Source organism: Streptomyces sp. Y7 (assembly GCF_043195415.1).
GTDB lineage: Bacteria > Actinomycetota > Actinomycetes > Streptomycetales > Streptomycetaceae > Streptomyces.
Genome location: NZ_JBIDDQ010000009.1, coordinates 77,311 through 99,062 on the forward strand (window position 1 = coordinate 77,311; position 21,752 = coordinate 99,062).

Sequence of the window (21,752 nt, forward strand, 5' to 3'; positions counted from 1 at the left end):
GCAGAGCAGTATGACCCGTTACGCGGCGCCCGGCACCGAGGGTGCGATCGTCTCCTACCAGGCGCGCTACGACCACTTCATCGGCGGTGAGTACGTGCCGCCGATCCGGGGGCAGTACTTCGAGAACCCGACGCCGGTGAACGGGCAGCCGTTCACCGAGATCGCGCGGGGCACGGCGGAGGACGTGGAGCGGGCGTTGGACGCGGCGCACGCGGCCGCCCCCGCGTGGGGACGGACGTCGGTGACCGCACGGGCCGACATCCTGCTGAAGATCGCCGACCGGATGGAGACGAATCTGGAGAAGCTGGCGGTCGCCGAGAGCTGGGAGAACGGCAAGCCGGTGCGCGAGACGCTGGCGGCGGACATTCCGCTGGCCATCGACCACTTCCGCTACTTCGCGGGCGCGATCAGGGCGCAGGAGGGCTCGCTCGGCGAGGTCGACGACGACACGGTGGCGTACCACTTCCACGAGCCGTTGGGTGTGGTCGCGCAGATCATCCCGTGGAACTTCCCGATCCTCATGGCGACGTGGAAGCTCGCGCCGGCGCTGGCCGCGGGCAACGCGGTCGTGCTGAAGCCGGCCGAGCAGACGCCGGCGTCCATCCACTACTGGCTGAGCCTGGTCTCCGACCTGCTGCCGCCGGGCGTCCTGAACATCGTCAACGGCTTCGGTGTGGAGGCGGGCAAGCCGCTGGCGTCGAGCCCGCGCGTCGCCAAAGTGGCGTTCACCGGGGAGACCACGACCGGCCGGCTGATCATGCAGTACGCCTCGGAGAACATCACCCCGGTCACGCTCGAACTCGGCGGCAAGTCCCCGAACATCTTCTTCGACGACGTCTGGGCGGCGAACGACGACTTCCGGGACAAGGCGCTCGAAGGCTTCACGATGTTCGCGCTCAACCAGGGCGAGGTGTGCACCTGCCCGTCCCGGGCACTGGTCCAGCGCGGCAGCTACGCCGAGTTCATGGAAGCGGCGATCGCCCGCACCGAGCAGATCAAGACCGGCCACCCGCTCGACACGGACACCATGATCGGCGCGCAGGCCTCCAACGACCAGCTCGAGAAGATCCTCTCCTACCTCGACATCGGCCGGCAGGAGGGCGCGCGTGTCCTCACGGGTGGCGAACGCATCGAGCACGACGGTGAGTTGAAGGGCGGCTACTACGTTCAGCCGACCGTCTTCGAGGGCGACAACCGCATGCGGATCTTCCAGGAGGAGATCTTCGGCCCGGTCGTCTCGGTGACGTCCTTCGACGACTTCGACGACGCCATCAAGATCGCCAACGACACGCTGTACGGCCTCGGGGCGGGCGTGTGGACGCGGGACATCAACACCGCGTACCGCGCGGGCCGCGCGATCCAGGCGGGCCGGGTGTGGACCAACTGCTACCACACGTACCCGGCGCACGCCGCGTTCGGCGGCTACAAGGGGTCGGGCATCGGGCGTGAGACGCACAAGATGATGCTGGAGCACTACCAGCAGACGAAGAACCTCCTCGTGTCGTACGCCCCGCAGAAGCTGGGCTTCTTCTAGACACCGCGGACCGGCGTCCGGGCACCGCGGGCCGGCGTCCGACCAGGGCCGAGCCTTGGCCGGACGCCGGACGCCGGACGCCCAACGCCGGACGCCCAACGCCGGACGCCGGACGCCGGACGGGCGAGGTGGATCAGGGCATCCCTGGAGCCTTTTCAGCCCCGTACGCCCGCATCGGTGCGGCTTCCTTCGTGGTTCGGGCAAGACTGTCGAGGTTCACGCGTCACGAACCCGTCCTCGCCAGCCGCCGCGGTCCGCGAAGGAGCCCTCATGGCCGAGCAGCCCTTGATCGTCCTCGACCCCACCGGTGCCGACCGCCACGCCGAGCATCTCGCCCTGCGCGCGCAGGGAGCGGCCGCCCGGGTCGACGTCCTCGGAGTCACGGCGTGGGCGGTCACCGACCCGGATCTCCTGAAGCAGCTGCTGACCAGCCCGGACGTGTCGAAGGACGGCCGTGCCCACTGGCCGGCCTTCCAGGAGACCGTCACCCGCTGGCCGCTGGCGCTGTGGATCGCGGTGGAGAACATGTTCACGGCCTACGGCCCGGACCACCGCAGGCTGCGACGGCTGATCGCGCCGGCGTTCAGCGCGCGGCGCACAGCCACCCTGCAGGCGGCCGTGGAAGGCATCGTGACCGAGCTGCTCGACGGCCTGGCCGCACGTCCCGAGCACGAGAGGGTGGACCTGCGTGAACACCTGGCCTACCCCCTCCCCATCGCCGTGATCGGCCATGTCATGGGTGTGCCGCAGGAGCGACGCGACGGCTTCCGGAAAGTCGTGGACGGTGTCTTCGACACCACGTTGAGCCCGGCGGAGGCGCAGGCCAACACCACGCGGCTGTACGGGCAGTTGGACGAGCTGATCGCCGACAAGCGCAAGGCTCCCGGCGACGACATGACATCGCTGCTGATCGAAGCCCGGGACGACGAGGACGGTGGCGGCCTCGCTCCTCAGGAGCTGCGCGACACGCTCCTGTTGATGATCAGCGCCGGATACGAGACCACGGTCAACGTCATCGACCAGAGCGTCTTCACGTTGCTGACGCGTCCCGACCAGCTCCAGTCGGTCCGCAGCGGCGCGGTCGCCTGGAGCGACGTCGTCGAAGAGACCCTGCGCCACGAGCCCGCCGTCAAGCACCTCCCCCTGCGCTTCGCCGTGGCGGACATCCCGCTGCCCGACGGCCGGACCATCGCCCGCGGCGAGGCCATCCTCGCGTCCTACGCCGCCGCCAACCGGCACCCCGGCTGGCACGTCGACCCCGACACCTTCGACGCCGCCCGTACGAACAAGGACCATCTGGCCTTCGGCCATGGCATCCACTTCTGCCTGGGCGCCCCGCTGGCCCGCATGGAAGTCGTCTGCGCGCTGCGGCACCTCTTCGAGCGGTTCCCCGACATCCGCCTGGCCGTCCCCGCCTCGGAGCTGAAGCCCGTGGCCTCGCTCATCAGCAACGGCCACCAGCAGCTCCCGGTCCACCTGGGCCGCCCGTCGGCCTGAGCGAACGCACCGGCGGGCGACGCGGCGGCGGGCGACGCGACGGCGCAGGACCGCGTCCCCACCCTCCAGCCCTCCCCGTGCGCAAGGCCGCGCGCCAGACCTGTCGTGCAGAGTGCCGGGGCCCTCGTATACAGTGCTGGGGACTTCGACCTTCTTCGAGGAGACCAGACATGGTGGTGGACGACGACATCTCCGGGTGATACCCGGACCCGACAGACCACCGGCTTGATGCGCTGAGGCGTCGCCGAGGTGGTCTCTCCGTCGTCCCCTCTCCCTCTGTCTGCCGCTGGGGCGAACCGCCACGCGTGTCATGGCTGTGATGCCTGCCGTGCGCTGCGCGCCTGCCCCTCTTCTCACGAGGTCACCTTCATGTCCGACGCTTCCGTCGTCTGCTCCAACCTGTCCTTCGCCTGGCCCGACGACACGCCCGTCTTCCAGGATCTCTCCTTCACCGTCGGTGCGGGCCGCACGGGTCTCGTCGCGCCCAACGGCACCGGCAAGAGCACCCTGCTCAAGCTCATCGCAGGTGAACTGCGGCCCGGCACGGGGTCGGTCACCGTGGTCGGTACGCTCGGCCACCTCCCGCAGAGCCTCCCCCTGACGGGTGGTCTCACGGTCGCCGAGGTCCTGGGCGTGGCTCCGGTCATCCGGGCCATCGACGCCGTGGAGTCCGGGGACGTCGCCGAAGAGCACTTCACGGCCATCGGCGACGACTGGGACATCGAGGAACGCACCCGAGCCCAGCTGGACCGTCTCGGCCTGACCGGGCTGTCCCTGGACCGCAGCCTGAGCACCCTCAGCGGCGGCCAGGTCGTGTCCCTGGGGCTGGCCGCCCAGTTGCTGAGGCGACCCGACGTGCTGCTGCTGGACGAGCCCACCAACAACCTCGACCTCGACGCCCGTCACAAGCTCTACGCCGTGCTGGAGGACTTCACCGGGTGCCTGATCCTGGTCAGTCACGACCGTGCCCTGCTCGACCGGATGGACCGTATCGCCGAACTCGACGGCGGTGAACTGAGCTTCTACGGAGGCGACTTCACCGAGTACGAGGCGGCCGTGCGGGCCGAGCAGGAGGTCGCCGAGAAGAACGTCCGCAACGCCGAGCAGGAGCTGAGGCGGGAGAAGCGGGAGATGCAGCAGGCCCGCGAACGCGCCGACCGCCGGCAGAGCAACGCCGCCCGCAACCTCAAGAGCGCCGGTCTGCCGCGTATCTTCGCCGGCAACATGAAGCGCGGAGCGCAGGAGTCCGCGGGCCGGGCGGGTCAGATGCACGCGGGCCGGGTCAGCGAGGCGAAGGCCCGGCTGGACGAGGCGGGGCGGGCGCTGCGCGAGGAGCAGCGCCTGACGCTGGACCTGCCGGACACCCACGTGCCCGCCGGACGCAACCTGTTCCTCGGTGAACGGCTCCGCGTCCGGCTCGGTGACAAGGAGGTGTTCGCCGGCGAGGGCGTCGACCTGACGATCCGTGGCCCGGAGCGCATCGCCCTGACCGGCCCCAACGGCGCCGGGAAGAGCACGCTGCTGCGGGTGCTCAACAGTGAACTGCCCGCGGAGAGCGGCGAGATCAAGCGCGCCGACGGCCGTATCGCCTACCTTTCGCAGCGCCTGGACCTGCTGGACCTCGACCGGACGGTCGCCGAGAACTTCGCCGCCTTCGCCCCGCGTCGTCCGGAGGCCGAGCGGATGAACCTGCTCGCCCGATTCCTGTTCCGGGGCGCGGGGGCCCATCTGCCCGTCGGCGTGCTGTCCGGCGGCGAACGGCTGCGCGCCACACTGGCCTGCGTGCTGTGCGCGGAGCCTGCCCCGCATCTGCTGCTCCTGGACGAGCCGACGAACAACCTGGATCTGGTGAGCGCGGGCCAGTTGGAGAGTGCCCTGAACTCGTATCAGGGAGCCTTCGTGATGGTCAGTCACGACGAGCGGTTCCTGCGTGACATCGGTGTCGACCGGTGGCTGCGCCTGGCGGACGGCGAGTTGACGGAGACGGGGGCGCCCGAGGTGTGATCCGCCGGTGTGCCGACCTGGCCCGCGTCCGAGGCTTGCCGCCCCGCGGGCCGAGCACCGACCACATCGGACGGACCGAACCATGCCTCAACCTGCCCTGCTCGCCCACGATCTCGTCCGCACCCTCGACGGCCGCAGAGTGCTCGACGGTGTCTCCCTGACCGCCTCCCCCGGACGCCGCATCGGGCTCATCGGCGAGAACGGAGTCGGCAAGTCGACTCTGCTGCGCCTGCTGGCGGGAGTCGACGAACCCGACGCCGGAAGCGTCACCCGACCGCCCGACCTGGGCTTTCTCCAGCAGGAGATGCCGTACGACGCCGACGCGACGATCGCCGACGTGCTGGACGACGCGCTGCGCGAGGCGAGGGCCGACCTCGCCGCGCTGGACCGCCTCACCGAACAGCTCGCGCGGACCGCGCAGGACGCCCCCGGATACGCGGAGTTGCTCGCCGCGTACGGCGTCCGGCTCGAACAGGCTCAGGACCGGGAGGCCTGGGACGCGGACCGGCGCGCGGAGCTCGTGCTCGACGGTCTCGGCCTCGACGCCTTCGGGCACGACAGGACGCTCTCCTCGCTCTCCGGCGGGCAGCGCGGGCGGCTGGCGCTGGCCGCGCTCCTGGTCCGGCGGCCCTCCGCGCTGCTGCTGGACGAGCCGACCAACCATCTCGACGACGGCGCAGCCGCGTTCGTCGAGGAACAGGTGCGGGGCCTGCCCGGAGTCGTCGTGCTGGCCAGCCACGACCGGGCCTTCCTGGACGCCGTGTGCACGGACCTGATCGACCTCGACCCCGCGATCGACGGCCCGGTCCGGTACGGCGGCAACTACTCCGCCTATCTGTCGGAGAAGCGGAAGGAACGCGAGCGCTGGGAGCGGCGCTGGGCCGAGGAACAGGAGGAGCTGGACGCCCTGCGGGTGTCGGCCGGGGTCACCGCCCGCCGCGTCGCCCCGGACCGGGGGCCGCGCGACAACGAGAAGATGGGCTACGGCCATCGGGGCGGCCGGGTGCAGAGCCAGATCTCCCGGCGGGTGCGCAACGCCACGCGCCGGCTGGAGGACCTGGAACGGCACCAGGTCGGCGAGCCGCCGAGTCCGCTGCGGTTCCGGAGCACGGCGATCACCGCGCCGGCAGCGGAGGAGGACGGTCCGCTGGTCTCGCTGGACGGCATCTGGGTGCCGGGCCGGCTCGCGCCCGTCAGCTGCCGTATCGCGGCGACCGAGCGGCTGTTGGTCACCGGGGGCAACGGGACGGGTAAGTCGACCCTGTTGGCGGTCCTCGCCGGCCGGCTGACGGCGGAGGGCGAGATGCGGCGGCGACGCGAGCTGTCGGTGGGACTGCTCGCTCAGGACACCGTCTTCGACGCGCCGGACCGGACCGTGCGGGAGACGTACCGGCTGGCGTTGGGCGCGGAACGGGCCGCGGCGGTGCCGTTGGCCGCGCTGGGCCTGCTGCACGAGGCGGACCTGGACAAGGAGGTCGCGCGTCTGTCTGCCGGCCAGCGCCGACGCCTCGCGCTGGCGCTGCTCGTGGCCCGGCCACCGCAGATGCTGCTGCTCGACGAACCCACCAACCATCTGTCCCCGCGCCTGTGCGACGAGCTGGAGGAGGCCCTGGGCACGGGTCCCGGCGCCGTTGTCCTGGCCAGCCACGACCGCTGGCTGCGCGACCGCTGGCAGGGCCGCGAGCTCCGGCTCGACGCTGGGAGCCCGGGACAGGACTGACGGGCGGCGGCCCGGCAGCGCGGGGGCCGGGCCCCACTCGTCGGGATGAGCGCGTTCAGACACGCTCCTGGCCGTCGAGGGCGCCGTCGCGGCTGACTCCCACGAAGCCGACGTGCCCGCCGGCGCGGGTGGAGCGGATGGCCCGCGCCATGGATTCCTGGGTGCCGACCGCCGCGACGACGCACGGGGCGCCGAGCCCGCCGGTCAGTTCCCCGACGCGGGCCACGCCTTCGTCGCCGCCCTCGGTGCCGATGTCGGTGGCGCCGTATGCGCGGGCGAGTTCCTGGCGCGGTTCGTGCCCGCTCATGGCGATGATCCGCTCCGCGCCGAGCTGCTCGGCCGCGAGCACGGCGAGCCGGCCGTCCGCGCCGCGGAGCCCGGCACGCCCGACGAGGAATCCCTCACGCTCCAGACCGGCCGGGGCGGGCTGGTGACGCGTGGGACGGCGTCGAAGAATCCCTCACGCTCCAGGCCGGCCGGGGTGGGCTAGTGAGGCGTGGGACGGCGTCGAAGAATCCCTCACGCTCCGGGCCGGCCGAGATAGGCCAGGTGGTGGCTCAACTCCCTTTCCGCCAGGGCCCGGAAGCTTCCCGCCGGCCGGCCGGTGAGGCGGGGGACGGTGTCGGTGACACGGTCCTCCGCTCCCTCGGCGATGGCCCGGTCCATGCCCGCCAGCAGTGCGGCGAACTCCTCGGGCATCTGCGTGGCGAGCCGGTCCCGCAACTCCTCGTAGGACAAAGGCCGGTGGGTCACGGGCCGGCCGGTGGTCTCGGTGATGACCCTGGCGATGTCGTCGTAGGCGAGCGCCTCGGGTCCGGTCAGGACGAGGTCGGTGTCCGGGGCGCGGTCGTCGGTCAGGGCGTGGAAGGCCACGGCCGCGATGTCGTCGGCGTCGACGAAGCCGACACGGCCGGTGCCGGTGGCCGTGCGGATGAGTCCCTCGGTCCGGATGCCGGTGGCATGCGGGTGGTCGCCGGTGAAGTTCTGCATGAACCAGGACGGCCGCAGCACCGCCCACTCGTCGAAGATGCCCGGCAGCGCCCCGTGCACCTGCCCCACGGCCGGCCCGCCCTCCGGGATGGACGAGGCACTCAGCAGCACCGCTCGCCGCACGCCGGCCGCACGGGCCCTGCGCAGGAAGGGCAGCACGACCGTCGCGGGATCGGGATCGCCGACGGGCGGGATCACGTAGACGCGGTCGATGCCGTCGAGGGCGGCGGGATGGGTGCCGGGGTCGTACCAGTCGAAGCGGGCCGGCTCGGCGCCGGCCACGGGAGCTGCCTTGCGGCCGGCCGCCCGGACGGCGTGGCCGGCCGCCGCCAGCCGGGCGGCGATGCGGCTGCCGGTGGTTCCGGTGGCACCGATGACGAGGGTGGTGCCGATCGCGGGAGCGGCGCCGGTCACGGGAGCGGCGCCGGTCAGGGGGATCGCGCCCGTCGCGGGTGCGTCGGACGGCCCGGCGGCGGCGGTCTCCGTGGGTGTGGCCGTGGCCGCCGGGGCCGCCGTGGCCATCGAATCAGGCCTAATCATCCGGCGCTCCCGGAGAAGTCGACGCCGGGTTCGAGGACGGCGAGCGGATTCCAGTAGTCGCGGTAGGAGGTGAAGCGCCCTTCCTCGGCCGTGACCACGGCGATGTAGGTCATGTCGAACGGGCGGTCAGCCTGTACCAGCCGGCCGACGCCGCGCATCTCGACGACGACGGTCCGCGGGTCGACGGTCCGGTGGATCCGCAGGTCGTCCTCGGGGAAGTCGTGCAGCTCTATGTGGTCCGGGTAGGGCCGCATGTAGGCGGCGATGGCCTCCCTGCCCTCCAGCCGTGCGGGCCAGGCCGGGGGTGCGAACGGGAACTCCATGACGCCGTCCTCGGCCCACAGGCCGATCCAGCCGGGAATGTCCTTGTCGAGCAGCAGGCGCAGGCTGTGCCGGTACAGCTCCGCCGGAGAGGTCGGTACGGGTGCGGACATGGGTATCCTCCGTCTCATACAATACGGACCACGGGTCCGGTTCAATCGACGATACGGACTCTGGGTCCGTTTTTCAATCGGAGGAGTCGGAGGAAGCACGTGCCCGAGCCCGAGCGCAGAGCCCGTAAGGACGCGGCCCGCAATCAGCAGGCGGTTCTGGAGGCCGCCGACGCCCTGTTCGCCGGCTCCGAGAGCCCGGAGGAACTGACAATGGCCGACATCGCGACGGCGGCCGGGGTCGGCAAGGGAACCGTCTTCCGCGCCTTCGGCGACCGCGCCGGGCTGCTGCGAGCGCTGTACGAGGCCCGGCTCGAACCGGTCCGCGAGGCCGTGGAATCGGGCCCGCCACCCCTCGGGCCGGACACCCCGCCCCAGGAGCGCGTGCCGGCCCTGCTCGACGCCGTGCTGTGCTTCAAGCTCGACAACCGTCGCCTGGTACTGGCGTTGGAGGAGCACGGAAGCAGCAGCCCCTACGGGGCCGAGCACTACGACCGTTGGCACCGTCTGCTGCGGTCCGCGCTGGAGCACATCCCCGGTCTGCCCGACCCCGGCTTCACCGCCCACGCCCTGCTCGCCGCCACCCGGGCCGACCTGGTCGAGCGTCTCGCCGGCGAGGAGGGCGTACCGCGCGAGCTCCTCAGGACCCGACTGGCCGACTACGCCCGCAAGGTCGTGTCCACTCCCCCGGACGCCCCGGACCGGAACTGACTCCCTGCACGAATGCTCAACTCCCGCTGACCCAGGCTCAGTTCGGGCCGACGAGGGGAGGTGCGCTCGACGCCCTCCCCTCACGGCGGACCGGCGGGCCACGTGCCACGCGATCGGCCGTTCCGGACCGCATACCGGGAACTGCACGGGCAGGAAGGACGTCGAGAAGGGTGTGATGCGGTCAGACGTGAACTTCCGTACGTCGAGGCGCTGCGGGCGCAGAGGTCACCCGTCATCCCAGGCGCTCGCGTTGACGCAGGTCAGCAGCGCAGGGATGGTTCCAGGGCGGCAGCACCGGCGTAGGCGGTTGCGACGGCCGCCGGGAGCGGTGATGCTCTCGGTGTCGCAGCGACCCGGGCGGACCGACCATCCGCCGGTGGGCGCGCGGCAGCAGTCCACGCACCGTTCGCCGGGACGGCGGCCCCCGGAGCCGCCCACAGAGCCTCGGCGACCATATCGGGGGAGAGCCGGCATGGAAACGATCATTGTCCAGCCGCCCGGTCCTTCGGGGCCGGATACCGGCGGCACGGGCAAGCCCGAGCTGCTGCACATGGGACCGGGTGACGTGGCCGAGTTCGGTCGGGGGCTGCCCGGCGGGCGAGGTGTCGCCATCGTGCTGCCCGACCCCGGGATCTCCCGGCGGGCGGGGCGGCTGGAGGCGGCCGAGGACTACTGGCGGCTGTCGAACTTCAGCAGTGACTCCGCGTATGTCGTCGAGAACCTGGAAGGGGCCGGCGAGTACCTCACGGTCGCACCCCGGCGGCTCGGAGCGCCGGTGCCGTTCGAGTTCTCGCGGGTGGTCCTGCCCGCGCTGAACGGGACCGTCGACTTCAAGGTGTTCGCCCCGCAGCACGCCTACCTGGACGAGCGGTCGGCGGTGCCCGGCGCCGGTGATCAGACCGTGCACCCGTACGCGCTCGACATGACCGCCAAGTACTTCCTCGTGCTGGTGGCACTGTGCGAGCCGCGGCTGCGCGACCAGTCGGACAGCGCGCTGCCCGGGGTCGGGGACATCGTGGAGCGGCTTCGTCCGCTGGAGAGCTGCCGTGGCCTGACACGCTCCGCGGTCAACTACCACATCGACTACCTGGCCTTTGCGAAGCTGCGTCTGGACGTCGGCGAGGAGCCCGGGGCGGAGGGCAACGGCCGTACCGGCGCCAAGCGCGCCCGGCTGGCGTCCCTCGCCCTGCGTTTCGGCCTGGTGCGGGAGGAACATCTCGCGCTGCTGCCGTCCCGCAGGCGGACCGCTCCGCAGGAGGTCGGCGCGTGAGCTCGTCAGGCTCCGGGGAGGACGTCGGGCAGACGCCTCTGGGAACGCCCCGTCTGCCGGCGGGATTCCGCGTAGAGGGCTGGGAACTGGGCGCGGTCATCGGCTCGGGCGGCTGGGGCACCGTGTACGAGGCCCGCGCGGTCGCCGACGGCACGACGGCCGCGGTGAAGGTGCTGCCGACCGGCGCCCTGGCCCCCGGTCAGCGTGCCGCGCTCGGTGAACTGGTCGCGCGTGAGGTGCGGTTCAGCGCCGAGGCGGACCATCCGCACCTCGTACGGACCCGGGCCGTGTGCACGGTCGAGGCGCCGGACCTGCCCGTGCTGGACGGCGCGATCGCGCTCGTCATGGACCGTGCCGAGGCAAGTCTGCGCCAGGTGCTCGACTCCACCGGCACCGGCTCCGCGGTACCGGACGCGCTGCGGATCCTGCGGGGTGTGGCCGCCGGGCTGGCCCATATGCACGGCGCCGGCTGGGTGCACGGCGACCTCAAGCCCGCCAATGTGCTGCTGGGCGCGGACGGCGAGGTCTGGCTCGCCGACTTCGGCCTGGCCACCGAACTCGACGGCACGCACGCCCACTTGCCGCCGCTGGGCACGCTCGACCACCTGCCGCCCGAGTGGTGGTCCCAGCGCACCGGAGCCGACGGGACCGTGGTGCGGCCGACCGCCGACATCTGGGCCTTCGGCGTCCTCGCCCACCAGGTGCTCACCGGAGGCATCCACCCGTTCCCCGGCGCCACCGCCCGCGCCCGCTCGCTCGCCGCCCAGGCGTACGCCCGCGGCACCGCACAGCTGCGGCTCGACGCCGGACTCGACGAGAGCTGGCGCCGGCTCATCGGGGACTGTCTGGCACCGGACCACACGACCCGGCTCCCCCACACCGCAGCGAGCCTGGCCGCCCGCATCGAGCAGCTCGCCGGCACGCGCGGCCGACGCCGGTCGCTGCCGATCGCGGCTCTGTCGGTCGTCGGTGTCGCGGCGGCCGCCGCCGTCGGGTTCGCGTTGCTCGGGGGCGCCGACGACGATGACGTCCCGAAACGGGACGCTCGCGCCACCGTGACCGGTACGCCCCTCGCGGCCGCCGGGGAGATCCCGGAGGACTCCGACGTCCCCGAGGCCCTGCGTCCCGTCCTCGTGGACGCCGCACGGCGGTGCACCGACGCGGAGGTCACACCCGCCCTGCTCGCCGCGCTGGTCAAGGCGGAGAGCGGGTTCGACGTCGACGCGGCCCGCCCGGAGGCAGAGGAGTACGGCATCGCGATGTGGACGCCGTCGGTGTTCCGGGCCTGGGCGGTGGACGGAGACGGCGACGGGGACAAGGACTACCGTTCGCCGCCGGACGCGATCTCCACCATGAGCCTGTACGTGTGCTGGCTCGACCAGCAGTTCAAGAAGGCCCACCTGCCGGCCGAGGACCTCCCCGCGCTGATCGCGGCCGGCTACCGCACGAGCGACCGCACCGTCATCGAGGAGCGCGGGGTCCCCGAACGCGTGAAGCCGCACGTCGACAAGGTGCTCCGCTTCCTCGCCGCCTACGAGCGGTGAGGAAGCGGCCCCGCGCCGGTCACCCGGCGCGCGGGGTTCAGCAGTCCTTGACGTCCGGCAGCCGGTTGTCGGGCGAGCTGATGTAGATGTTGGAGATCCAGCCGCCGTACTGGGGCAGATAGGCCCACCAGTCGTTGCTGTACGGCGGCACGTCGACCCGCTGCCCCTTCTTCTGGCAGCCCACCAACACCTCGACACCGGCAGGGAGTTGGGTCTTCGGCGCGTTCGCCGTGGACGGGTCCGGGCGTACGTTCACATGGTCGCTCCACGTGCCGTACCACCACCCGGCCGGCCGCGCGGCCCCCGGCACGTTCAGCGAGCGGGTCAGCCGGCCGATGTCCGTGTACGCCTTCCCGTACGAGGTGCCGACCTGGTGCAGGGTGAACACGGCCACGATGTACCGGTCACCGGCGCCGACCGTCCCCGTGCTGTGCAGCGCGGGCCGGGTCAGGTTCACGTCCTCGGCGGGAGCCGGGGCCACTGCGGCGTCGACGGCAGGTACCGCGCTCGCCGCGCCTCCCGTGCCGCAGGTGCCCTTCTCGTACGAACCCGACCAGCCCTGCTTGACCGCCCACGGCTTCTCGAACGCGCCCGCGATGCCGAAGTGCTGGTCGAAGTGGTCCGAGGCGCAGCGCGTGGACTGGCGGAGGTTGCCCATGACGAAGTCGCGCACCGGGGCGGGCGCCGTGTCCAGGAGGTAGCGGTAGATCTTCACGGTGTCGCGGGCGGAGAGGGAGACGTAGCCCCAGTAGCCCTCGTAGCCGGCGGGCGGCGGGTTCGTGTCGCTCAGGCCGAGACGGTCGGCCATGCGGGTGATGATCGCCGACCCGCCGTTCACCTCCCAGTAGTGGTCGGCGGCGTCGTCGTAGCTGCTGCGCAGCATCGGCTCCAGCAGGGCCCGGTCGGCCGCGGGCACGGTGTAGTCGGGGCCTCGGTTCCACAGGAAGTCCAGCGCCAGCAGCAGTTTGACGACGGACGCGGACCGGAAGCGGGCACTGGTGTTGAGCTGCTCGGTGAAGGTGCCGGTCTGCCGGTCGAAGACGGCGGCTCCGGCGGTGACGCCGTCGGGCACCTGGACGGACGCGGCGGCGGTCAGCGGCCGGCCGGCGGGGGCATCGGCGGCGGCTGCCCCTGCCGCGCCGCTGACGAGCAGCAGCGCGGCGGCGACAGCGAGGAGACGGCGCATGTCGTGCCTTTCGAAGGTGACGGGTTCAGGACCGGGAAGCAGAGCGGGCGCACCAGCACCCGGAGCCGCGGCCCGGGCCGTCCCGGGCCGGGCCGGGCCGGCGCAGGACCGGTGAGACCACTCGAACCCTAGGGAGCGGGCGAGGTAGGCGGTCCCTGACACATGTCAGGGTGACGGCGGGGCCGTCGCGTGGGCGGGGGCGGCTGCCCCCGGACCGGCGAGCCGCGCTCCGCGGGATCACACGTTGGGCGCAACGGATACCGGCGTTCCGGGCGCGCGGTCCAGAGTTCCCCGGAGTCGTGTTCACCGGCCCGGATGGGGCGGTCGCGGCACGCGCGAGCGGGCAACACGGCCTCGCGGTGGGCCTCACCGGGGTCAGGGAGCGGCCGTGCGCGATCACCGTCCGCCCGGTGTGGCGGGCTCGCGCTCCGCATGCGCCCGCTGTGTGTCGGCCGCACCCTGGTGCCATGGCCGCCGCGCAACCGATCGTCGTCTACCCACTCGCCGAGGACGGTGGGCGACGGGTCCGCGTCGACGACCGGTTCGTGGGCATGGCGTACGGCCTGCTCGACGTGGTCGAGTTCCTGCGCCTGGCGGGCCTGGACGACGTCGACGACGACTGGGTCCGCCGGTCCGCGCTGATCGAGTGGCGCGGCAGCGGACCGGACGGCTGGGAACGCTGACGGGGGACGGCCGGCCCTCCAGGCCGTCAGCCGTCAGCCGTCAGGCGTCAGGCGTCAGCCGTCAGGCGTCAGGCGTCAGCAGCCCGAATCTCAGTCCGCGCCGAGACCTTGGCGCGCCACGACCGCGCTGCGCCGCTCATTGCACCCGGCCGTCGGCTCGTGATCGGGGAGCGGCCAGGTCTGTTGAGCCCGGAGCGCGAGGCTCACCAAGGTCATCAGCAGGTCGAAATCCGCCACGACCTCCATGCGTACCGTCACCCAGTGGGACCCGGGCACCAGCCGGACCGCGGTCGCGTCCCGGAGGTGTTCCTCGAACCGCCGGATGACCCGGGCCGTGAGGCAGAGGTCGAGGTCCTGGTCGGAGTGGAAGTGGGCGATGTCGCCGTGGGCTGCGGCCAGTGCCCTGCCGGTTCCGCAGCTCGGTTCGACCTCGGTGAGGTCGGGCCAGGTCGCCAATTGCGCGAAGGCTCGCGCGGCCAACGTCATGCGCCCATCATTCACCCCTCACCGCACGGCCACCAGAAGGTGAGGATTCCTTAACCGTCTCGTTCGCGTGATTGTCCGGATCCGGTTTCGACGCCGGACCGGTGGGCGGATCGCCCGCGCGTTCACCGCTGGTCGCGCGTCCGCGGCACCGCCTTGGCCACGGCAGCTTCCGCGGCGGCCGAGAGCGCGGCGGCGTCCCGTTCGGTGCCGGCCCAGGCGACATGGCCGTCGGGGCGGATCAGGACGGCGCGCAGTTCGCTCCAGGCCGCCGGGGGCCGGTCGAGCGTTCCGGTGTGGGCGGTGAGTCCGGGGGCCGTGCGGTCGTGGCCGAGGGCGCCGTCGGGCGTGAGGTCGAGCAGCAGGTGGGCGCCGGGACGGAGGAGCGCGAACAGGCTCTTGTCCGGGCCGGTGAGGGCGAGGTCGGGGACGCGGGTGCCGGTGAGGGCGTGGGCCGCCGGGTCCGCCGACGGGTAGTGGACGGCGAGCGCGGTGAGCCGTTCGGCGAGGGCCCGGTTGAACGCCGGCTGGGTGGCGAGCATGCCGCTGAACAGGGAGCGCAGGTCGAGGCCCTCGGGTGTGAAGGCGGTCATCAGGGCCGTCTGGGCGCGGCTGTGCTCGACCAACTGGGCGCCGACGGGGTGCCGTTCGGCGTGGTAGCTGTCCAACAGGTCCTCCCCGGCGCGCCCGTTCAGCGTCGCGGCGAGCTTCCAGCCGAGGTTGTGCGCGTCCTGGATACCCACGTTCATGCCGACTCCCCCGGTGGGAAAGTGCTGGTGGGCGGCGTCACCGGCGAGCAGTACGCGCCCGCGCCGGTACGCGGCGGCGAGCCGGGTGGCGTTGCCGAAGCGGGAGAGCCAGGAGGGGTCACGCATACCGAAGTCGTCGCCCGCGACCGTTGCCGTCCTGCGCCGCAGTTCGTCGAGGGTGAGGTCGCCGGGCCACTCGGTGGTGAGGCTGTCCGGGCTGACCCCCACGATCCGGAACCGCCCGCCGGGCAGCGGCGCGACCATCACGCCGCCCCGGTCCGTGAAGGAACTGAAGCCCGTGCGCGGCGGGTTGTCGAGGAAGACGTCGCCGAGCCAGCCGAGGACGGTGGAGGGTGTGCCGGGGAAGTCGATGCCGGCGGTGGCGCGTACGGTGCTGCCGGTGCCGTCGCAGCCGACGAGGTGGGCCCCCTCGATCTCGTACGCCCCGTCCGGTCCCGTCACCTGAACGGTCACCGATCCTCCAGACTCGGTGAACCCGGTGACCCGGTGCCCGCGCAGGATCGTGGCGCCGAGTCCGAGCGCGTGCTCCTGGAGCAGCTCCTCGGTGCGGGCCTGGGGCAGGAAGAGGGTGTACGGGTACGGGGTGTCCAGTTCCCGGAGGTCGAGCCGGTCGTCGAGCATGGCGAAGTGACCGAAGGGAATGGTCAGGCCCTCGGCGAGGAAGGGCCCGTGCGCGCCGCGTGAGGCCAGGACCTCGAGGGTGCGCGGGTGGACGGTGAGCGCCTTGGAGCGCTGGTCGATCTCCGTGCGCTGCTCGACGACGGTCGCCGGGATCCCGCCCAGCCGCAGCTCGGCGGCGAGCCACAGCCCGACGGGCCCGCCTCCCGCGATGACGACGTGCCGGTCCGCCTCGGGCTTCTCCCCGAACGACTCCATGAGTTCCTCCACGAACGACTCCTCCGCGCACGCCAAGCCGCCGGGGCCGGGGCAGACCTCGGGTCCGCTCCCCACCCGCACCTCTTGGTCAGTGACCAACAAACAGTCCTCGCAGTAAACTAGGTCAATGACCAAGAGGCAAACGGCCGACCGTCTCGAACCGGCCACCGTGATCGGCGCGGCCCTGGAACTGCTGGACGAGAAGGGCCTGGACGCACTGTCCACGCGGGCGGTCGCCGACCGGCTCGGCGTACGGATGAACACCGTGCTGTGGCACGTGAAGACCAAGGCCCGGATGCTGGAACTGATGGCGGACGCGGTCGTCGGCGAGATCCCGCTCGACGACCTCCCCGTCTCACCCGGCCCGCGCGCCCCCGAAGTCGTCCGCCGCTATCGCCGGGCCCTGCTGGCCCACCGCGACGGCGCCGCGCTCGTCGTCGGCACCTACGCCGCCGAGCCACACACCCTGCGCCTGGCCGAGACGCTGGTCGCGGCCCTGCTGGACGACGGACTGGACGAGCGCGAGGCGGCCTGGACCGCATGGACGCTCATCTACTTCACGCTCGGCCTCACCCAGGAGGAACAGGCGGCCGCGGAACAGTCCTTGGGCGACCGCCTCACGGACGCGATCTCCGCGACGACCCACCCCGCCCTGCACCGCGCCCTGGGCCACCTCGCCACCAACTCCTTCGACGAGCGCTTCGAGTTCGGCCTGAACTCGATCCTGGCCCGGCACTGAACGCGCCGCGCGGCAGCGGCGACCGCGACGGAAGGTCCGCACCAACAAACCGCCGCACACCCCTTTCCCCCTCCCGACCGCCATGCCATGCTCACGCTCAGCGCGAGCGTAGATATGAACGTTGTTCACATCCATGGACACCATGACGAGCACAGCATGGAGGGCGGACATGAGCGCACAACCCCGACTGGGCATCCTGCTGGTGGCCCTGGCCGCGTTCACGGCGGGAGCCGTCCCCGCCGCCACGGCGGGCACGGAGACACGGCACGAGCCCCGAGTCCCGCACACCGCCGTCCTGGACGGCGCCCGGCTGAAGCAGACGAAGATCCGTCTCGACCGCGGCGACCCCCAACTGCGGCGTGCGGTGCGGGCGTTGACGACTCGCGCCGACAAGTGGCTGGACCAGGGGCCGTGGACCGTGGTCGACAAACCCCGGCCCGCCCCGGGCGGCGACGTCCACGACTACCTCAGCCAGGCCCCGTACTGGTGGCCCTCCACGGCCCCGACCCAGGACAACCCCTGGGGCTGCCCGTACGTACAGCGCGACGGCGAACGCAACCCCGAGGTCGACTCCGGCACCGACCGCCAGGACGTCGAGAAGACCTTCGACTCCGCCTACGACCTCTCCCTCGCGTGGTACTACACCGGCGAGGAGCGGTACGCCGAGAAGGCGGGGCAGGTGCTGCGCACCTGGTTCCTCGATCCGGCCACGCGCATGAACCCGAACCTGGACCACGCCCAGTTCATCCCGTGCAAGTACGACGGCCGGGCCATCGGCATCATCGACTTCTCCCAGTCCTACACGAGCGTCCTCGACGCGCTCGCCCTCCTGGAGACCGGCGCCCCGGGCTGGAGCGCGAAGGACCGCACCGCCATGGCCAAATGGAACACCGACTTCCGTGACTGGCTCGCGAACAGCGACTTCGGCAAGCAGGAGGCCGCCGCCACCAACAACCACGGCACCTTCTACGACATGCAACTCGCCGCCCTCGCCTACGCGACCGGCGACAAGGACCTGGCCCGCCGGACGGTCCTCGACTCCCGCACCAAGCGCATCGCGCCGCAGATCGCCGCCGACGGCAGCCAGCCCCAGGAACTGACCCGCACCAGGAGCTGGCACTACTCGACGTTCGACCTGGTCGCCTACACCCGGCTCGCGGCCATCGGCCGGCACGTCGGCGTGGACCTGTGGGCCTATCAGGGGCCGGACGGACAGAGCCTGTTCAAGGCGGTGGACTATCTGCTGCCCGCCGCGACGGGCGCCGCCGCCTGGCCGCACCCGGAACTGGAGTTCCACCGGTTCGCGGCGACCGACGTCGTCCACGCCGCCGCGGACGCCGGGGACCGGCAGGCGCAGCGGGCCGTACCGCTGCTTCAGGAGCCTCCGGGCGGAGACCTGTGGGCCCTGCGCCCGGCAGCGGAACAGCTGGACTCGATCGCGGGCTGACCGGCGCTGGCCGGTCCGCCCGCGAGGGCTGTTCAGACCGTGGACAGGTCGATCGCCCGGTCGACGTCCTGCGGCCGGAGCACGCGCAGGATGCCCTCCAGCAGGTAGTAGTCGGCATACGGCAGGGAGATCTCGACGCCGTCCTCGCTCGGCCGGTTGCGCGTGCACCGTGCGACGACGGCGTCCGCGCGGGCCGAGTTCCGCGTCAGACAGGTCTCCGCCAGCGCGGTCAGCAGCCGCAGCGCCGCGTCGCGGTAGGACTGCCGGCCCGTGGCCGCGGCGAGGTCGAGCAGACCGCACGCCATGATCGCGCCGGCGGACGCGTCCTTGATGTCGTGGGGCTGCTGCGGTGCGCGGTAGTCCCACACGGGGACGTGGTCCGGCGTGAGCACCCCGAGGGCGTAGTCCGCGAGTGTGCGGGCCGTGGCGAGGAACTCGGCGATCCCGGTGCGCCGGTACATGGTGGTGAAGCCGTACAGCCCCCACGCCTGGCCGCGCGACCAGCAGGAGGTGGGGCTGTAGCCCTGCACGGTGTTCGGGCCGATCGGGGCGCCGCTCGCCGGGTCGAAGTCGTAGACGTGCGGGGTCGACCCGTCCGGGCGCGGGAAGACCCGCTGGGCGGTCCTCGCGTGCTCCACGGCGATGTCCAGGTACTTGGCGTCGCCGGTCTGAGTGCTCGCGAAGGCCAGCAGGTCGAGGTTCATCATCGTGTCGATGATGACCCGGCCCGCGTTTGCGGTGTCGTTCAGGGCGCCCCAGGCTCTGATGAAGTGTCCGCGCGGGTTGTACCGCCGGATCAGCGAGTCGGCCGCGCGCAGGGCACCGGTCCGCCACTTGTCGTCGCCGGTCAGCCGCCAGGCGGTGACCCAGGACGGGTAGAAGAGGAATCCGAGGTCGTGCGTGCCGGTGTCGTTCTGGCGGGGGGCCAGCTTCTCCGCCGAGGCGAGCGCCCAGGTGCGGAAGGCGTCGTCGCCGCTGTGCAGCCAGGCCATCCACAGCGTGCCGGGCCAGAATCCGCCGACCCAGTCGCCGTTCTGCGAGTAGGTCCACTTCTCGAACTTCGTGCCGACGGGGAAGGCGGTCACGGTCGGTGCGACCGCTTGGAGCTTGTCGACGGCGTAGTCGGCCGCGGCGCGCAGCTTGCGCAGGGTCGGTACCGGGGCGCGGTCGGCGGTCACGGCCGCGGCCGGCGTCGAGGTCGCCCCCATCGCTGCGGCACCGGCCGCCGTGGCCAGCACAGTTCGCCGGGAAACGGTCATGGCGGTCCCTCCAACTGGTCATCAGGAGAACGGAGTTGACCGAGCCTTGCACGTGGGACGCGCGCCTGTACACCCACGTGAGTGATGCTCATCCACGTGAACGCGGTCATGTGGTGGTTGTGCGGAATGCCCCGGCGGGCCGCGGTGCGTGCGGCCCGCCGGGATCCCGGTGCTCAGCGGTGACAGGTGGTGACGCCCGGATGCCAGCGGCAGGCGATCGAGGCGAAGCCGCCACCCGCGACGACATCCACCGCCAGCGTGTCGCCGCCGCGCAGGACCTGCCGGTGCCGCACGAGTCCGCCGGCGCCGTCCTCGATCGTCTCGACCAGCCAGCGCCCCGCTCCGATGTCCAGCGGCACCTCGGCGGTGCGGGCGGCTCCGGCGTACACACCGCCGATGAACCAGCGGTCGCCGCCGCGCCGGGCGAGCACGGCCTCCTCGCCCGGCCGTCCGGCGAGCAGCCGGGTGTCGTCCCAGGCCGCCGGAACCTGGTCGAAGTAGGCCCGGGCGAGCGGGCGTCGGTCGTACGACTCCGGAGTGCCGGCGAACATCTGCAGGCCCGACTCGAAGGCGACGGTGAGCCCGACCTCGGCGGCGTCGGAGTTGGGGCGCAGCCCGACGCGGTGGAAGGCGCCGGGGGTGAAGTCCATGGAGCCGATGACATTGCGGGTGAAGGGCAGGGTGGTCAGATGGGCGGCGGTGTTGGTGCGCTTCTCCTCTCCGGCGACGCCCTCCAGGGTCATGACGTGGGGCCAGGTGCGCTGGATGCCCTTGGGGATCGTGGAGCCGTGGAAGTCCACCATGAGGTGGTGGGCGGCGGTCTCCGCGAGGACCGTGTCGTACCACCGGAGCATGGGCTGCGCCTCGGAGTTCATGAAGTCGATCTTGACCCCCTCGACTCCCCACCGTTCCAGGGTGGGGAGCCACCTCTCGCGCTCCTCCGGGGTGTCGAGTTCTCGCTGGTGGATCCAGACGACGACGCCGACTCCCTTGGCCCGCGCGTACCGCACGAGTTCCGGCATCCAGCTGTTCGTCTGCCAGTCGGGATCGACGGTCTCCCACTCGCCGGGCTTGTAGTACCAGCCCGCGTCGACGGCCTCGTACGGCCAGTTCCGCTCGGCGGCGTAGTCGACGTACGCCTTCTGCGCGGCGAGGCTCTGGCCCGCTTCCTTGCCGCCCGCGAGCCAGGTCCACAGCACGGTGCCGGGCCTGATCCAGGAGGTGTCGGCGACCCTGGAGGCGGGTGCGAGGTCGTCGGTGAAGGTGGAACGGGTGACGGTGGCCAGGTCGCCGGTGATCATCGCCCGCCAGGGGGTGGCCAGGGGCCCGCCGCTGTCGATCCGGTCGTCGGCGAGCTTGACGCGGTAGGTGCCGGTGCCCTGGTCGTGGGCGAGTCGGGCGCCGGAGTAGGCACCGGTGAGGTCGGACTCGGCGAGCAGGACGTAGCCGGCGGCGGTCTCGAACAGTGCCTGGTCGGAGTACTCCGCGGTCGGTGCCCCGGCTGCGGTGTACCGCACGAACTGGCCCTCGTTGTCGACCCGGTAGGTGCTGAGCCAGGCGGCGGCGTCCGCCGGCAGGGCGAACGCGGACGTCTCGCCGAGCACGTCGCCCTGGCCGCCCGGCAGGACGTAGCGGTAGGCGACTCCGTCGGTGGAGGCGCGGACGACGAGGTCGAGCCGCGCGCCGCCGGAAGCGGCGAACGACAGCCGGGTCTCGTTCATCTGGACCCGGCGGTCCAGCCGCTTGCCGGCCTTCGTCCGGTACCGCTCGTCGATCCTCCGGTCGCTGCGGTCCAGGAAGCGCAAGTCCTGGGAGAGATCGGCCTGTTCGGTGACGATGCCTACGGGCGACGGCTCGATGACCGTCCGGCCGCCCCGCGTCACCGTGAGGCTGACGGTGCCGGTCGTGTCGTCCAGCCGGATCCGCGCCGCCGGTCCGTGCGCGCCGGGGCCGGAGACCGTCCATGTGTGCGCGCGCAGGTCGGCCCGTGCGGGCGCGGTCGTGAGGAGTGTGGCCACCAGCCCGGCGCAGAGCCCGGCGACCACGGTCCTGAGGGGAACCGCCATGT

17 protein-coding genes and 1 pseudogene are annotated in these 21,752 nt (G+C 72.1%); 10 read left to right on the forward strand and 8 right to left on the reverse strand.

Annotated features, from left to right (window positions below):
* The first annotated feature begins 10 nt into the window (after positions 1-10).
* The 4 genes from ACGFW6_RS23335 (at position 11) to ACGFW6_RS23350 (ending at position 6,755) form a co-directional block, all read left to right on the forward strand.
* Positions 11-1,534, forward strand: coding sequence for an aldehyde dehydrogenase family protein (locus ACGFW6_RS23335; RefSeq protein WP_393512996.1), 1,524 nt, complete (start codon positions 11-13; stop codon positions 1,532-1,534).
* Between the two features lie 270 nt (positions 1,535-1,804).
* Positions 1,805-3,031, forward strand: a complete 1,227-nt coding sequence (locus ACGFW6_RS23340) for a cytochrome P450 (RefSeq protein ID WP_393512999.1) — start codon at positions 1,805-1,807, stop codon at positions 3,029-3,031.
* Positions 3,032-3,400: 369 nt separating this feature from the next.
* Positions 3,401-5,035 carry an ABC-F family ATP-binding cassette domain-containing protein gene (locus ACGFW6_RS23345; RefSeq protein ID WP_393513002.1) on the forward strand — a complete coding sequence of 545 codons (1,635 nt, stop codon included), beginning with the start codon at positions 3,401-3,403 and terminating at the stop codon, positions 5,033-5,035.
* An 82-nt stretch (positions 5,036-5,117) separates the two neighbouring features.
* Complete coding sequence (locus tag ACGFW6_RS23350; protein WP_393513005.1) at positions 5,118-6,755, forward strand: ABC-F family ATP-binding cassette domain-containing protein; 1,638 nt, start codon at positions 5,118-5,120, stop codon at positions 6,753-6,755.
* Positions 6,756-6,819: 64 nt separating this feature from the next.
* Here ACGFW6_RS23350 and ACGFW6_RS23355 read toward each other — a convergent pair.
* The 3 genes and pseudogenes from ACGFW6_RS23355 to ACGFW6_RS23365 all read right to left on the reverse strand — a co-directional run.
* Positions 6,820-7,125, reverse strand: a pseudogene (locus tag ACGFW6_RS23355) (zinc-binding dehydrogenase); the annotation flags it as partial.
* 149 nt (positions 7,126-7,274) lie between these two features.
* Positions 7,275-8,267 (reverse strand): NAD(P)H-binding protein, encoded by a 993-nt coding sequence (locus tag ACGFW6_RS23360; RefSeq protein WP_393513009.1) that lies wholly within the window; start codon positions 8,265-8,267, stop codon positions 7,275-7,277.
* Between the two features lie 14 nt (positions 8,268-8,281).
* The gene (locus tag ACGFW6_RS23365) at positions 8,282-8,719 is read right to left on the reverse strand and encodes a nuclear transport factor 2 family protein (protein WP_393513011.1); all 438 of its coding nucleotides are present in this window, start codon (positions 8,717-8,719) and stop codon (positions 8,282-8,284) included.
* 99 nt (positions 8,720-8,818) lie between these two features.
* On the opposite strand from ACGFW6_RS23365, the gene ACGFW6_RS23370 reads away from it, so the two are divergent.
* The 3 genes from ACGFW6_RS23370 to ACGFW6_RS23380 all read left to right on the forward strand — a co-directional run bounded on the left by ACGFW6_RS23370 (position 8,819) and on the right by ACGFW6_RS23380 (position 12,241).
* On the forward strand, positions 8,819-9,427 hold the full coding sequence (locus ACGFW6_RS23370) for a TetR/AcrR family transcriptional regulator (RefSeq protein WP_393513014.1): 609 nt from the start codon (positions 8,819-8,821) through the stop codon (positions 9,425-9,427).
* A 472-nt stretch (positions 9,428-9,899) separates the two neighbouring features.
* Complete coding sequence (locus ACGFW6_RS23375) at positions 9,900-10,697, forward strand: serine/threonine protein kinase (RefSeq protein WP_393513017.1); 798 nt, start codon at positions 9,900-9,902, stop codon at positions 10,695-10,697.
* Positions 10,694-12,241 (forward strand): protein kinase, encoded by a 1,548-nt coding sequence (locus tag ACGFW6_RS23380; RefSeq protein WP_393513020.1) that lies wholly within the window; start codon positions 10,694-10,696, stop codon positions 12,239-12,241. The genes ACGFW6_RS23375 and ACGFW6_RS23380 overlap by 4 nt, the downstream gene beginning before the upstream one ends.
* Before the next feature lie 37 nt (positions 12,242-12,278).
* On the opposite strand, the gene ACGFW6_RS23385 is transcribed toward ACGFW6_RS23380, so the two are convergent.
* On the reverse strand, positions 12,279-13,427 hold the full coding sequence (locus ACGFW6_RS23385; RefSeq protein ID WP_393513022.1) for a hypothetical protein: 1,149 nt from the start codon (positions 13,425-13,427) through the stop codon (positions 12,279-12,281).
* A gap of 467 nt (positions 13,428-13,894) precedes the next feature.
* On the opposite strand from ACGFW6_RS23385, the gene ACGFW6_RS23390 reads away from it, so the two are divergent.
* Positions 13,895-14,110: a hypothetical protein gene (locus tag ACGFW6_RS23390; protein WP_393513025.1), complete on the forward strand. Its 216-nt coding sequence runs from the start codon at positions 13,895-13,897 to the stop codon at positions 14,108-14,110.
* A gap of 90 nt (positions 14,111-14,200) precedes the next feature.
* On the opposite strand, the gene ACGFW6_RS23395 is transcribed toward ACGFW6_RS23390, so the two are convergent.
* Together ACGFW6_RS23395 and ACGFW6_RS23400 are read right to left on the reverse strand one after the other, a co-directional pair.
* Positions 14,201-14,596, reverse strand: coding sequence for a luciferase family protein (locus tag ACGFW6_RS23395; RefSeq protein WP_393513028.1), 396 nt, complete (start codon positions 14,594-14,596; stop codon positions 14,201-14,203).
* Positions 14,597-14,718: 122 nt separating this feature from the next.
* The gene (locus tag ACGFW6_RS23400) at positions 14,719-16,239 is read right to left on the reverse strand and encodes an FAD-dependent monooxygenase (RefSeq protein WP_393513607.1); all 1,521 of its coding nucleotides are present in this window, start codon (positions 16,237-16,239) and stop codon (positions 14,719-14,721) included.
* Positions 16,240-16,366: 127 nt separating this feature from the next.
* Between ACGFW6_RS23400 and ACGFW6_RS23405 the strand changes: the two genes are divergently transcribed.
* Together ACGFW6_RS23405 and ACGFW6_RS23410 are read left to right on the forward strand one after the other, a co-directional pair.
* On the forward strand, positions 16,367-16,978 hold the full coding sequence (locus tag ACGFW6_RS23405; protein ID WP_393513031.1) for a TetR/AcrR family transcriptional regulator C-terminal domain-containing protein: 612 nt from the start codon (positions 16,367-16,369) through the stop codon (positions 16,976-16,978).
* A gap of 169 nt (positions 16,979-17,147) precedes the next feature.
* Entirely contained in the window at positions 17,148-18,425 is a 1,278-nt protein-coding gene (locus ACGFW6_RS23410; protein ID WP_393513034.1) for an alginate lyase family protein, read from the forward strand.
* Between the two features lie 32 nt (positions 18,426-18,457).
* Here the strand turns inward: ACGFW6_RS23410 and ACGFW6_RS23415 are convergent, their stop codons facing one another.
* Complete coding sequence (locus ACGFW6_RS23415) at positions 18,458-19,684, reverse strand: glycoside hydrolase family 88 protein (RefSeq protein WP_393513036.1); 1,227 nt, start codon at positions 19,682-19,684, stop codon at positions 18,458-18,460.
* Positions 19,685-19,857: 173 nt separating this feature from the next.
* Positions 19,858-21,750, reverse strand: coding sequence for a glycoside hydrolase family 97 catalytic domain-containing protein (locus tag ACGFW6_RS23420; protein WP_393513039.1), 1,893 nt, complete (start codon positions 21,748-21,750; stop codon positions 19,858-19,860).
* Positions 21,751-21,752: the final 2 nt, after the last annotated feature.

Excerpts from the sequence above, each read along its gene's own strand:
- ACGFW6_RS23360 (WP_393513009.1), bottom strand. The coding sequence starts at position 8,267 with ATGGCCACGGCGGCCCCGGCGGCCACGGCCACACCCACGGAGACCGCC.
- ACGFW6_RS23335 (WP_393512996.1), top strand. The coding sequence starts at position 11 with ATGACCCGTTACGCGGCGCCCGGCACCGAGGGTGCGATCGTCTCCTAC.
- ACGFW6_RS23410 (WP_393513034.1), top strand. The coding sequence starts at position 17,148 with ATGAGCGCACAACCCCGACTGGGCATCCTGCTGGTGGCCCTGGCCGCG.
- ACGFW6_RS23400 (WP_393513607.1), bottom strand. The coding sequence starts at position 16,239 with ATGGAGTCGTTCGGGGAGAAGCCCGAGGCGGACCGGCACGTCGTCATC.
- ACGFW6_RS23390 (WP_393513025.1), top strand. The coding sequence starts at position 13,895 with ATGGCCGCCGCGCAACCGATCGTCGTCTACCCACTCGCCGAGGACGGT.
- ACGFW6_RS23340 (WP_393512999.1), top strand. The coding sequence starts at position 1,805 with ATGGCCGAGCAGCCCTTGATCGTCCTCGACCCCACCGGTGCCGACCGC.
- ACGFW6_RS23395 (WP_393513028.1), bottom strand. The coding sequence starts at position 14,596 with ATGACGTTGGCCGCGCGAGCCTTCGCGCAATTGGCGACCTGGCCCGAC.
- ACGFW6_RS23345 (WP_393513002.1), top strand. The coding sequence starts at position 3,401 with ATGTCCGACGCTTCCGTCGTCTGCTCCAACCTGTCCTTCGCCTGGCCC.
- ACGFW6_RS23420 (WP_393513039.1), bottom strand. The coding sequence starts at position 21,750 with ATGGCGGTTCCCCTCAGGACCGTGGTCGCCGGGCTCTGCGCCGGGCTG.
- ACGFW6_RS23365 (WP_393513011.1), bottom strand. The coding sequence starts at position 8,719 with ATGTCCGCACCCGTACCGACCTCTCCGGCGGAGCTGTACCGGCACAGC.
- ACGFW6_RS23415 (WP_393513036.1), bottom strand. The coding sequence starts at position 19,684 with ATGACCGTTTCCCGGCGAACTGTGCTGGCCACGGCGGCCGGTGCCGCA.
- ACGFW6_RS23375 (WP_393513017.1), top strand. The coding sequence starts at position 9,900 with ATGGAAACGATCATTGTCCAGCCGCCCGGTCCTTCGGGGCCGGATACC.
- ACGFW6_RS23385 (WP_393513022.1), bottom strand. The coding sequence starts at position 13,427 with ATGCGCCGTCTCCTCGCTGTCGCCGCCGCGCTGCTGCTCGTCAGCGGC.
- ACGFW6_RS23405 (WP_393513031.1), top strand. The coding sequence starts at position 16,367 with ATGACCAAGAGGCAAACGGCCGACCGTCTCGAACCGGCCACCGTGATC.
- ACGFW6_RS23350 (WP_393513005.1), top strand. The coding sequence starts at position 5,118 with ATGCCTCAACCTGCCCTGCTCGCCCACGATCTCGTCCGCACCCTCGAC.